The 12,702-nt window shown below is 51.1% G+C and carries 10 protein-coding genes; all 10 read left to right on the top strand.

Annotation, left to right across the window (positions count from 1 at the left end; translation table 11 throughout):
- Positions 1-280 precede the first annotated feature (280 nt).
- The 10 genes from KKH67_03055 (at position 281) to KKH67_03010 (ending at position 12,665) form a co-directional block, all read left to right on the top strand.
- Positions 281-2,236: a hypothetical protein gene (locus KKH67_03055; protein ID MBU1318155.1), complete on the top strand. Its 1,956-nt coding sequence runs from the start codon at positions 281-283 to the stop codon at positions 2,234-2,236.
- A gap of 3 nt (positions 2,237-2,239) precedes the next feature.
- The gene (locus KKH67_03050) at positions 2,240-3,175 is read left to right on the top strand and encodes a HEAT repeat domain-containing protein (protein MBU1318154.1); all 936 of its coding nucleotides are present in this window, start codon (positions 2,240-2,242) and stop codon (positions 3,173-3,175) included.
- Positions 3,176-3,334: 159 nt separating this feature from the next.
- Positions 3,335-4,642: an HDOD domain-containing protein gene (locus tag KKH67_03045; protein ID MBU1318153.1), complete on the top strand. Its 1,308-nt coding sequence runs from the start codon at positions 3,335-3,337 to the stop codon at positions 4,640-4,642.
- A 411-nt stretch (positions 4,643-5,053) separates the two neighbouring features.
- Entirely contained in the window at positions 5,054-7,804 is a 2,751-nt protein-coding gene (locus tag KKH67_03040) for a T9SS type A sorting domain-containing protein (protein ID MBU1318152.1), read from the top strand.
- Positions 7,805-7,928: 124 nt separating this feature from the next.
- Entirely contained in the window at positions 7,929-9,524 is a 1,596-nt protein-coding gene (locus KKH67_03035) for a VCBS repeat-containing protein (protein ID MBU1318151.1), read from the top strand.
- 289 nt (positions 9,525-9,813) lie between these two features.
- A complete protein-coding gene (locus KKH67_03030; protein MBU1318150.1) occupies positions 9,814-10,227 on the top strand; it encodes a hypothetical protein in 414 nt (137 codons plus the stop codon).
- Positions 10,224-10,505 (top strand): hypothetical protein, encoded by a 282-nt coding sequence (locus tag KKH67_03025; GenBank protein MBU1318149.1) that lies wholly within the window; start codon positions 10,224-10,226, stop codon positions 10,503-10,505. Before KKH67_03030 ends, KKH67_03025 begins: the two co-directional genes overlap by 4 nt.
- A gap of 77 nt (positions 10,506-10,582) precedes the next feature.
- The gene (gene plsY / locus KKH67_03020; GenBank protein MBU1318148.1) at positions 10,583-11,218 is read left to right on the top strand and encodes a glycerol-3-phosphate 1-O-acyltransferase PlsY; all 636 of its coding nucleotides are present in this window, start codon (positions 10,583-10,585) and stop codon (positions 11,216-11,218) included.
- Position 11,219: 1 nt separating this feature from the next.
- Entirely contained in the window at positions 11,220-12,221 is a 1,002-nt protein-coding gene (locus KKH67_03015; GenBank protein ID MBU1318147.1) for an NAD(P)H-dependent glycerol-3-phosphate dehydrogenase, read from the top strand.
- Positions 12,222-12,305: 84 nt separating this feature from the next.
- Entirely contained in the window at positions 12,306-12,665 is a 360-nt protein-coding gene (locus KKH67_03010) for a MerR family transcriptional regulator (protein MBU1318146.1), read from the top strand.
- Positions 12,666-12,702 lie beyond the last annotated feature (37 nt).

Below are 12,702 nucleotides of genomic sequence, written 5' to 3'. Positions count from 1 at the left end.
CGAGGATCAGAGCGACGTGGCGATCTCTGTGCCGCATCAAAGTGCACACAGGAGCTGTGCTCCTGTGAGTGCCGCAGAGAAGAGCGCAGAGGCACAGCCTCTGCTTGCACATGTGAGGACCGCGGAGATTGCCACGCTTCGCTCGCAATGACGTGGTTCGGGTTTTTCAACAAGCCCGTAAGCAAGCACGGCTCCACGCCTCATACTGGAAGCCTTCGATTTTCCGGGTTGCATAATGTTTTGATTTGACATTGGATAGCCGGCTCACTAATTTCGTTAAATGAATCCCACACGTTCCATTTTGGCACTTCTGATTTTCGTTGGGCTCGCCACGCAGTCTATTTCTGCTCAGACCGAGATGATCGATTCGATCATCTTCCCAATAATCCCGACAGAGGCGCTCACAGAGGCGCTTAAAGGCATCAAACTGACTCCTGATGACATTCCATTCCGCACAGATAATGTCGAAATCGACTCGTTTCGCCTGCCAATAGTCGACAGACTCACAGAGCATCCGTTGGAGCTGATAGATTTTGCGAACGACATATCGAGACTTCTTTTTGAAGAAGATGAGGCATCGCTTGAGAAACTCCTCGGGTTCGATTCGAAAGCGTTTCTCGCTCAGGAGAGTATCTGGCGTAGGAGCTGGCCTGAGCCAAGGGGAGTCTCTCTTGATTATCCATCGTTTAGCAGAGAGACAGGCTGTTTCGCCGAGTGCATCGATGGGATCAGGAATCATTTCGAGACAATTTATCTCGTCACTTCCGAAGTCAGATCCGGGATTGACCGATTCAAGATGAAGCTGACTGCCGAAGAGCTCGCATTCGTGATCGATACATTTCCAGAGCTGCTTTTGGAAGACATAGAGGATGAATTCAGACCGGTTGACGAGCTGGACAGCCTGCAGAAGTATGAGGAGGAGCTCTCGAAGCGATTCATGCCGATAGCGCTGAAGCTGGTCGGAGATTCTGGTGATGCCTCTGAGATAAGATCGCTCTCATACGACTATGTTCTGACGATGCATGAGACTTCACTGAAGATGATCGAATTCATCAGAAGGGCCTGCAAGTGCGACGGCACAGAGTTCCAATACGAAGTGCAGAGTCCTGTCGGCACAATTGCCATCGGCGGCTATGGCCGCAACGACTATTATGGCAGCTATGCGTTTATCCTCGATCTCGGCGGCAATGACCGCTATGAGTTGGAGTCTATCGAATCGCCTCAATATATCTATGACGTTGACGGGAATGATCAGTATAGCGCGCTGACAGACTTTGCGCTTGCGTCGGGATTCTTCTACCCAGCGTGTCTACGTGATATGGACGGGGATGATCTCTATACCGGCCGCAATTTCTCTCTCGGTTCAGGGCTTTTCAGCATTGGAGTACTGGTAGATGAAGCCGGCAACGATATCTACAAAGGTGATACTCACGTGCAGGGCGCAGGAACTTTCGGCATAGGGATGCTCTACGACAATTCCGGTGCAGATAACTATCATTGTGCGCTTTTCGGGCAGGCATTTGCATTTGTAAAGGGACTCGGCATTCTCTGTGATATTAACGGAAACGACTCCTATTTTGCAGGTGGCAAATATAAAGATGTGTTGAGGTACAAAGACCATTATTTGTCGCTGTCACAGGGCTTCGCGTACGGGCTGAGGCCGCGTATGTCGGGTGGCGTCGCGATACTGGCCGACTCCGCCGGTCATGATACCTATATTTCGGATATCTTTGGCCAGGGCTCGTCTTACTGGTACGCCATCGGGATTCAGAGTGACTTTGAAGGTAACGATAAATACCTGTCATTTCAATATGCACAGGGGGCAGGGACGCATCTGACTCTCGGCATACTTCTGGACAAGAAGGGTGATGACTACTATTTCTCGAAAGGAGTCTCTCAGGGGTGTGGCCACGATCTCGCCGCCGGAATCCTGATCGATTACTTCGGGAACGACACGTATCAGGCATACGATCTCTCTCAGGGCGCTGGATCGGCCAATGGATTCGGCTTGCTCGTGGATTATCGCGGCAATGACTCCTATCAAATCAAAGGTAAGCACAACACTCAGGGGTATGGAAATCCAAGGCGTGATTACGGCTCGATCGGGCTTTTCATGGATCTCGCGGGACGCGACGAGTACATTGGGAACGGCAGAGATGAAAGTTACTGGATTATAGACTCCAAATGGGGAATAGGTATGGACGTCGACTTTTGGCCGACGGATTCAATCAGGTGATGCATGTGGATATCTAATAGAATACTACCTGTGCTTCTGATTCTGACGGTTGCTGCGATTGCCTCGCATGCTGCGGCATCGACGATCGATGACAAAGTGGATGATCTCTTCCTCAAGGCTAGCTCAGGTGAGATACGCTATCAGGATATTGTGCAGCCATCGAAGGACGAACTCATCGAAATGGGGAGCGATGCAGTGCCGAGGCTTGTCACAAAGCTGTCGTCTGAGGATGCGCGAGAACGCAACACACTGGTCGACATCTTCCGAGGCATCGGCGCACTCGCAGTGCCAGCCCTGATAGAAGCTCTCGAAACTGACAATCTCTACGCTCTACGAAACGCTCTGCAGTGCCTCGGTGAGATCGGGGAGAGGGATGCAACCGAATCACTTCTTCGCTATTTCACAGATGAACATCACTCTGTACGCTCCGCAGCCGTGACAGCCGTTGGCCGCTGCCATGATTCCTCGGCGGTCGATCCCTGCGTGAATCTGCTCTCCGACAGTGTCGAGTCAGTCCGCAAATCGGCAGCGGTAGCTTTGGGACGGATTGAAGATGCACGTGCGACAGGACCTCTCATAAGAGCGCTCGATGATGTTCACTTTTCGGTTCGAATGTCTGCGGCAAGGTCACTTACATCGATTGGAAGCCCAGCCTGCGATGCCTTGCTCAACAAATGCGATAGTCTGAGTGTGATGGCCAAGTCGCTTGCATTTGAAGTCTGGGCGAATTCGGCGTACAGACCAGCGGCCGAGATATTGTTGAGTGAAACATACTCAACTGATCCTCACGTTAGGGGATTCGCTGTAGTCGCCCTCGCATCTGTCTCCGATGAGAAGGCTCGCGACAGGATCGAGAAGTTGAGTGAGACCGAAACCGACCTTTTTGTTCTTTCCCGCCTAAGAGCTGCAATGAATCTTCTGGAATCCAAAGCGGAATAACGGCTCCTCTGATCCATGATCTCTCCGGAACGGGCTGTGGCTGGCCCCGACGCATAAAGTCCTCATGTAAACTGATCGGTACATCAAAGTTGCGCTGAACGCAAGTTTCCACTCGACTACTCGTATTTACTGCCGATAATGAAGCAAGGATGTACAAGTATGACTGAATCTCGAATATTCTCAAGAATCGAACGCGAACACCGCCTCTTCACCCTGCCTGAAGTACTGGCGCAGGTGATCAGGATCGCCGAGGATCCGAGTTCCTCTATCAGGGATATCGCCAATATAATCTCCCGGGATGTGACACTGACGAGCAAGATTCTGAAAATGGCAAATTCCTCTTTCTACGGTCGACCCAATCAGGTTCAATCGATACATGATGCTTTAGGAGTACTTGGGACTCGCACGGTTAAGTCTATTGCGCTCTCAGTATCAGTATACGACATCTGCAACAGACTCTCAACTCAGGTTGACATGAAGGACTTCTGGCTTCATTCGCTCGAAGTTGCGATCCTCGCAGAGCTGATCGCCAAAGCCGTAGGATACAAGTCTGCAGAGGAAGCATTTGTGAGTGGATTGCTGCACGATGTAGGTATACTCATTCTCGATTCAGCATTCAAGAAGGAATATGAATCTATCTGGCAACGGTGCGTTAAGGGCGATGATCTGATAAGTACCGAAGAATCGGAGCTTGGAACCAATCATGCCCAGATTGGAGCCTTTGTGGCTGCAAGATGGAATCTCCCGCTGAATTATCAAGCGTGCATAAGAGATCATCATCGGGCATTCGATATGGTCCAACCGAATCCTGATTCACGCCTGGTAAACATCGTAGCCCTTGCATCACGGTTAGGCAAGTTCTCCGTTCACGGACACGTCTTCACCGGCAAGAGAGACGTTGAGAACAGAATCGCATTGATCCGCAGCCTGGGTCTTAGTAGTGAAGTTCTTACCGAAATTGAAAAAAAGGCGGTCACGAACTTCATGGAGACTGCGTCTTTCCTCGAAATAGACGTCGGCACACCGCTGGAGCTTGCTCAGAGAGCGAACGAGTTGATGAACGACATGTTTGGCCAACTCGAATTGCTTTACAGGCAGCTTAGCGAGCATCACGAACGGCTTCCGATTGACAAAATCGACACGATAGCTACGGATGTGATGTACACCGTTGTGGCGACATTCTCCCATTATTTCAACAACGCCTGCGCTACAATCCTCGGACGCTCGCAACTTGTGGAGCTTGCTCTGGACAAAGGTGAAGTGTCAGATAGTGCCAGCGAAATCCTCAGGCGATCGATCGGAGTGATACAAAGCGGCGTGGAGAGCATTTCCAATGTGCTCAGCGTAATGCGCAGTGTCGAGTCCTTCCAGACCGTCCAATACCACGAGAGCGCGAAGATAATCGATCTCAAAGAGCAACTGGATAAGCTCGTTGCAAAGAGACTCGATCCGGTCTCCAGTATCTAATACAGTCTTCTGACAGCATAGACCACTCATCTCAGACGCAGCTCGATTCCTAGATTCTCTCATCAAGATCATTATCCGTATTGACATAATCTCCATTGCGGGTTAGTGTGGAGTCGTGGAGTAGTCCAATCGTGGTCTAAGCTCAGAATCGTGCGCGGGCATGCGACGCGGTGAAAATGTTTGCAGCTTCTTGATGTCCAGTATGAACTGAGTTTCATTGTCTGCTTCTGCAATGTGCAGGATCGAGATTGCTCATTGTCTGAACAGGCGTCATAAGAGCACGTATTGCAGCGACTTAATCAGCCAAGAATGCGGCATGCTGTCGTCATGACCGGATCAGAGCCGCACCGAGATCATGTTTGCGAACGGCACGTTGTTTGCGGTTTAGCTTGTCAAACCAGAGGTATATTCATGAGAAGATTTGCAAATATCATCGTTTTGATCTCTCTTTTCGTCGGTTCCGGCTACGGAGCTTCCATTCGGCTGGCAACCTATGAAGCGCGGCACGACGACAGGAGGATCAGCGCTCAGCAGAGTCCACTCACCTTGCCGCAACATAACGCGAGTGGACAGACATATTCGAAGGTCTCGCTTTTTGAAGATGTGCAACTGAACTCTGACTCAGAGCCGGAAACGTTCCGTCAGCAATTTGCTGATGTGGCCGTCCTTCCTGATGGCAAATCCGTGGTCATCTGGGAAGACGATCGCAACGGTGATCTCGATATTTTTGCTCAGGTTTACTCCGACGACAATGTCCCGATAGGGGGCAACACACGACTCATTTATGATGAGACTTTTGCCGATCAGAGGATGCCCTCGTGCGACGCATTCGCCTCTGGAAACATTGTCGTCGCCTGGATCGACAAGGACGGCAGTCTTTATGGTCGAGTGTTCGATCAAGATCTAATTCCTGTGACTCCGATGTTCAAAGTCAATGACAACACGGGACAGAATATCTGCAACCTGCCGAGAGTTTCATATCTGTACGGGGGCAGCATCGCATTCGTCTGGGAAGACTCGCGCAACGGCGAGAACATATTCTGCCAGATATATACACCGATATTCGAACCGCTCGGCAGCAACTTTCAGGTCAACACCTCTGCCACCAACAGCAAGTATTGGTCGCCAGACATTGCGAATGGTGTCGATGAAGGATTCGCGATATCGTGGGAAGAAATCACATCTCTCGGCTCCAGCGTTGTTATGAAAACCTATACGACCGGCGGAGTGCCGATCTCGGGTTTGATTTCGCTTCCCGATCCGGCGCACGGTTCCGATGACCAGTTCCAGAGTTCAGTCTGTCATCTTGACGGAATCGGTTACACCGCGTTCTGGATAGACACCAGAAATAGCAACCAGGTCGTCTATGGTCAGATCGTCACCTATGCAGGAAGCAAGAATGGAGCAAACCTGCTCGTCAGCGACAACCCCGATTATGTTTGCTGGGACATCTCATGCGCAAAGTCCGGTGACAATTCGATTCTTGCGACGTGGGCCAGCTACGGAGAAAGGGCGGAGATCCTCGCTACAAGGCTTGATGCTTCCGGCGATCGAATCGGTTCAAATGTTACTGTGTCTGATCCGGCATTATTCCAGGAGAGATTCTATCCCAAGGTTGCCATAGGCGGCGACGATCTTCCTGCAGTGGTCTGGACCGATCTCAGAAATGGTGAGATTGACACGTATTTCCAGAGGCTCGACGCCACCGGAGGTCTTGACGGCGTGAACGAACTGCTTGAAACAGTCACGTCAGGTGCTCAACAGTTGATCCCGGACATAGCTCTGCTCGATGGCAATGAATTCGCATCGGTGTGGCACGATTGCCGCTCGGATGATGGCGACATTTACATTCAGTTTGGAAATGCAGCCGGTATCCCAACCGGGTCGAATCAAAAGGTGAACGAGGACATCCACGCGTTTCTGCAGACAGATCCTTCGATCGGTTCTGACGGGGGCATGCACGCGACAGTAGCATGGCTCGACGCTCGCGAGGCGTCCGGCATGGCCAGCGGTCTGAAAGTATATGCGCGAAGGTATGGCTCATCGGGAACACCGCTGACAAATGAGCTGCAGCTCAATGACGACGCATCATCTGCGACCAAAGCTAATCCCGATGCAGCACAGGCATCGACAGGCAGGGCAAGCGTGGTGTGGGAAGATGGTCGAAACGAGCAGCGCGATATCTATTGCCAGAGAATATCTTCATTGGGTGCACTGGATGGAGTGAATTTCAAAGTCAACTCCGAGCCTGCTTTGATCGACAACTTCTCTCCCAAAGTCGGGATGTCCGGCAGCAATGATATAGTGATTGCGTGGAAATCGGTTGTCGCAGATGTAGGCCAGGTTTACTTACAGGTGATCAGCGCCAGCGGCGTGCCTGTGGGCGGAAATGTTCCCGTTGCTTACGGCAGAGCGAGCGACTCGCAGGAGGACTTCGATCTTGCGGTCGGTCCAGCCAGCGGTGAGTTCGGCATAGCCTGGATAAGTAAATCTGAATCAGATGAGTATGCGATTCTCGCCCAGAGATACTCTGCAGCCGCCGTTCCGGTAGGTGATGCAGTATCGATAACATCCTCGCCAGCGCTGGCACTATCTGAAATTTCCACAGCAATTGATGCTGCCGGTAATTTCACTGTTTGCTGGACAGATGCCAGGAGCGGGCATCCATCGGTCTACATGGCAGTGGTAACGTCAGATGACATCGTAGGATCAGCTACTCCGGTAGCTCATCCCGGTGTTGAAGCCCGCGCCGAACACTGCGCGCTCGCCATGACGGGACATGATGTATTCGCTGTCTGGTCGGACAATAGAAACGCGGGGAACGGATTCGACATCTACGCCAATTCTTATGACTACAGTCCAACGGCAGCGGACGATCTCGATCAACCGATCGTTCCGGCAGGATACAAACTTTCACAGAACTACCCGAACCCATTCAACCCGATCACAACGATTGGATTCTATCTTGCGAAATCGGGTGCAGCATCAATACAGGTCCACAACATTCTCGGCCAATTGGTGGCGAGAGAGGAGTGGGAACACCTCGGTGCCGGGTGGCACTCATACGAATTCGTAGGATCCGATATTCCGTCCGGTGTATATTTTTATCGATTGACTGTAGGCGATTTCAATACCTCGAAAAAGATGCTGCTCCTCAAATAAACATTGCGCCTCCGATAGCGTCTGTTATATTGAATGTGTACTTCCGTAATTCACTTGTTAGCAACGACTCTGTATGTCGCGAACCCTTTGTGACACCTGTGGATCTGCTTGAGGAGGATACATCATGAGGATGCTGACGACAATTGCAACAGCGCTGGCTCTCTTTGCCTCGGCCGCATTCGGGGCGTTTTCATTTGAATCTACACCATTCTGGCAGAACTCAGGTGGGGCAGGCAAGTATCATACCGGACTGCAATGGCATGATCTGGATGGCGACGGCTATCTGGATTTGTTCCTGTCCAATGGAAATGATATGCAGATGGTGAGGAACTATATTTTCAGGAACGATGGCGGCACATTGCCTATTTTCCCGACATGGCAATCATCGAACAACGAATACTCCGGTCACTGTGCTATCGGTGACCTCAACTATGATGGTTATCCGGAGATGGTCGTTGCTAATTTTCTCGGCAGCGGTGGCTTTTCCACACCGAACAACATGGACGCCTATCTGAACAGCGCCGGCACTATGGGCACCAATCCATGGTGGACATCCGATGATTCCACATGGGCATTTTCCTGCGCTTTGGGAGATATAGACGGTGACGGTGATCTTGACGTGGCATTCGCGAGCGGCACAGCTTATGTAAACCAGTACGAGAACCAGCGGGCGTACTACAACATCGGCGGAGTGTTTGAAGCGACACCGTCCTGGATGTCCGGCAATACATCAGCTATGATCGATGTCACTATGGGTGACGTCGACGGCGATGGGGATCTGGATCTGGCTTACTGCGGTGACGAGAACCGAGTAATGATATACTTCAATGATGCCGGTGTGATCGAAACATTGCCAGGATGGCAGTCTCTTGACGTGCAGTCATCCAATACTCTCGCGTTCGGTGATATCGACGGCGACGGATGGCTCGACCTCGCAGTAGCTGACAACAATCAGCTCAGCGGCGTAGGCAAGTTCAAGGTCTACCACAACGAAATGGGGACACTCAATCCGACACCGTACTGGCAGTCCAATACCGGCGGATACGGTTCGGCGGTATCATGGTGCGATCTCGACTGCGACGGAGATATGGACCTTGCTGCAGGCAGATGGTGGTCTGAGGTTTTCATCTATGAGAATACCGGGACGACACTGTCATCTACTCCGGCATGGATTTCCAGCGGCACATATTCAAGCGTGATCGAGGAGATCCAATTCGCGGATGTTGACCGCGACGGAGTAGGCTACTACAGCGAGTCAATTTCGATTATTCCCGGACGAAAGCTCTATTATCTCGAACGCAAGCCGCTCCATTCGATAGATTCGGTCTTTGTCGATGGCGTGAAACTCGGATTCGACGAGCGCTGCTATAACCTCGTTGACGGATGGGTGTCTGTCGGAACCGCTCCCGTCACATCGATGACCATCTACTACCAATGGTCATACAAGCCCGATATGGGAGTTTCCAACTGGGATGTTTCGAGTTACGTCTTCGCGAATATATCCCCACCGCCATCTGTTCCCGGAGATGCTGACGGATCAGGAGAGGTCGACATCGATGATGCAGTGCATCTGATTGCGTATATTTTCACTGGCGGCCCCGCTCCTGTGGATCTGAGTACGGGCGATGCTGATTGCTCGGGTCAGATCGATATTGACGATGTAGTCTATCTCATTGCATACATATTCATACCCGGCTCTCCGGAACCTTGCTATCTGTAGCAGGGTAGGTGGAATCCGACGTCATGGATAAATGTCGCAACCAAAGCGAGTCGTCAGCCTTGCGTAAGAGTCTTTCCGTGAGTGCCAGATATCCACATCTTCCAGAGACTGGCATATAGAAGCTCGATCAGGGGCACATGTGGACATGTGTCGCCCACAGAGCAACGCAATCTTCGCTCGTACCGGCATCCCCTTCAGATTTATGTTGAATAGAATGCATCGGTCAATGTATAATATATACATGAGATAGATGAAGAACTGAGTAACTCTATACATGGAGCCATTAAAGATGGATCAAGAGAATGTACCTCAGCAGCAACCACAGCAACAGAAGAAAAAGCGTGGTTGCAGGACAGCGCTAATCGTTGTTGGTATCGTTTTTGTTGTTCTGATCATTGGCGGCTATTTCGCCTGTCCGCATATAGCGAAGATGGCTATCGACAAGTCTATTTCCGTTCTCGAGACCAAAGTAATCGAGCAGCTCCCGGATGGTTACAATGAGGATGAAGTGCACGTGATCTTCGACCAGGTCAGAACCGCATTTAAGGAAGGCAGGATCAAAGGTGAAACGGCCGGACTGTCGATCAAGAATGCGAGTGAGATTATTCAGGAAGCTCTCGCCGACGGACAGCTGACTCCCGAGGAGACTGACAAAATACTTGAGACCATGAAGGAGCTTGCGCACCTGTCCGAGAAGAAATGAAGTTCATCTCACAACGGATTGATGTTACGGAAATCGACTCGCCCAAACGCCCGGATAAATTCGTCTGGGAAGGAAGAGAGTATTGCGTCGAAGAAGTGATAGCCCAGTGGCAGGACTGGGGATTTTCGGACGGCGCACATTCTCGAAACTGGCGTTCTCGACGTCATCGAAATTGCTTTCATGTCAAGACAACCGACGGGTCCGAGTTTGAGCTATATCTCGATCGCGGAGCAAAATTGACTGGCAAGGATTGGTATCTTCATTCGAAGCTTAAGTAGTGGGTGAGATCGGCACGCGATGATCGAAACGACATAAGGAACATCGGGCGAGCAGATACCGCTCGCTCTGGAGAGTTGTGGCTTACTTTACAATAGGAATTCTGGTCGCCTATCTCGCAGGCTCCATTCCATTCGGAATCATAGTGACACGGCTGGTGAAGGGTGTGGACGTACGCGACTTTGGATCCGGCAGCACCGGTTTCACCAACGTATATCGAGTAACCGGGGCGCCACCAGCGCTTGTGGTGGCCGCTCTGGACATCGCAAAAGGCTTCGTTGCAGTCTACATCGTTGCACCGCTCTTGTTCGAGAGTGCAGTCGGATTGCCCCTGATCCAGTTTCAGATTATATGCGGATCTGCATCTGTTATTGGACATATTTTCACCATATTCGCCAGGTTCAGAGGCGGCAAAGGCGTCCTGACCGCACTCGGGGTCTGCGTAGCACTGCTTCCGGTCGAGGTCGCTATCGCAGTAGCGGTGTTCGGTGTAGTCTTTGCAGTCACCCGGTTCATTTCTGCGGGGTCATTAGCCGGGGCGGCGTCGCTACCGATATCAGTGCTTACCGAGACATACGCACTCGGCCGCAAGATCGAAGTCGAATTGCTGGTATTCACGATCATCCTCGCAATCGTCATTTTCTATGCTCACAGAGACAACATCAAGAGGCTTGTCAAGGGAGAGGAGAACAAATTCAAGAGGGTCGGTCCTTAATATGAAGAGTATCGCTGTATTGGGTGGTGGAAGCTGGGGGATTGCGCTCTCAATCCTGCTGCACGAAAATGGCCACCGTGTGAGCATATGGGAATTCAACCCGGAAGATGCTGAGATTCTTCGCACGACGCGAGAACACAAGCAGAAACTCCCCGGAGTGTCTCTGGCTGAGGACATTGTAGTTACCTCGCAAATCGATACCGCAGTCGCCAATGCAGAAATGATATTCTTCGTGGTGCCATCGCATACAGTCCGTAGTGCCGCCCATCTGTTAGCTGACAAGGGGTTGCGAGATGCGATCTTCGTAAATTGCGCCAAAGGAATCGAGAACAACACATGCCTGAGGATGTCTGAGGTCATAAGCTCGGAGATTCCAGACATAGACAGGCAGAAGATCACCACCCTCTCCGGACCATCTCATGCGGAGGAGGTCTCTCGCCGAATGCCAACTTCGGTGGTGGTCGCAGGTGAGTCGGAAGAAGTCGCAGCAAGTGTACAGAGGCTACTCACAAACGACTACTTCCGGGTTTATACATCGCCCGACCTAACAGGTGTCGAACTCGGGGGCTCGGTGAAGAATATCATCGCGATAGCCGCCGGGATAGTCCATGGACTCGGATTCGGCGACAACACCGGTGGTGCATTGATGACACGTGGACTTGCCGAGATAGTGCGGCTGGGAGGGACTTTCGGGGCCGATCCGATGACATTTGCTGGACTTTCGGGCCTCGGGGACCTGGTGACGACTTGTATTTCCAAGCATTCACGTAATCGTCATGTCGGGGAGGAGATTGGTCGGGGGAAGACACTTAACGAGGTTCTATCCGGGATGGTCATGGTCGCCGAGGGAGTGAAAACCACTCAATCAGTCCATTCTCTCGCAAAGAGACTCGGCATTGAAATGCCAATCACCGAACAGATATACCTGATCCTGTTTGAAGGAAAAGATCCGCTGGTGGCGGTCAGAGAACTGATGAGTAGAGATTTAAAGTCAGAAACATGAACCTACGACTTGACACGGGCTGTTCAAGTATATATATTGAACAACGTTCCAGATAGTGGCAGTAAGCGGGAAGGGTTTGCTCCGATGGAGGGGGAATCCGTGAAGGATGCTAAATCAGCGCCAGGTAAGCTTTACTACTCGATATCGGAAGTGAGCGAACTCACCGGAGTGAAGGCATATGTCCTACGCTTCTGGGAACGCGAATTTCCCACTCTTAAGCCGAAAAAGAACCGTAGCGGCAACCGGATTTATCAGGAAAAGGAAATTGAGCTTGTTCGCCGCATCAAGAAATTCCTCTATGAGGATGGGTTCACGATTGAGGGTGCCAGGCTTCAGTTGAGAAACGGCAGAAAGAACCGAATGACGCTCCCTGAGAAGAATCTCAAGTCTTCAGTCTCAGCAATAAGAAGTGAAATCAAAGCCCTCATCAAACTTTTGTCTTGAAATTTCGGAATCAGACTGTAATATACAGCCAGTGTCG

It is taken from the genome of Candidatus Zixiibacteriota bacterium, from assembly GCA_018820315.1.
Classification (GTDB): domain Bacteria; phylum Zixibacteria; class MSB-5A5; order JAABVY01; family JAHJOQ01; genus JAHJOQ01.
This window is presented reverse-complemented; position numbering and strand designations above follow the sequence as displayed.

Coding starts and splice junctions, on each gene's coding strand:
- KKH67_03050 (MBU1318154.1), top strand. CDS start 2,240: ATGTGGATATCTAATAGAATACTACCTGTGCTTCTGATTCTGACGGTT.
- KKH67_03025 (MBU1318149.1), top strand. CDS start 10,224: ATGAAGTTCATCTCACAACGGATTGATGTTACGGAAATCGACTCGCCC.
- KKH67_03040 (MBU1318152.1), top strand. CDS start 5,054: ATGAGAAGATTTGCAAATATCATCGTTTTGATCTCTCTTTTCGTCGGT.
- KKH67_03045 (MBU1318153.1), top strand. CDS start 3,335: ATGACTGAATCTCGAATATTCTCAAGAATCGAACGCGAACACCGCCTC.
- KKH67_03015 (MBU1318147.1), top strand. CDS start 11,220: ATGAAGAGTATCGCTGTATTGGGTGGTGGAAGCTGGGGGATTGCGCTC.
- KKH67_03010 (MBU1318146.1), top strand. CDS start 12,306: ATGGAGGGGGAATCCGTGAAGGATGCTAAATCAGCGCCAGGTAAGCTT.
- KKH67_03030 (MBU1318150.1), top strand. CDS start 9,814: ATGGATCAAGAGAATGTACCTCAGCAGCAACCACAGCAACAGAAGAAA.
- KKH67_03035 (MBU1318151.1), top strand. CDS start 7,929: ATGAGGATGCTGACGACAATTGCAACAGCGCTGGCTCTCTTTGCCTCG.
- KKH67_03055 (MBU1318155.1), top strand. CDS start 281: ATGAATCCCACACGTTCCATTTTGGCACTTCTGATTTTCGTTGGGCTC.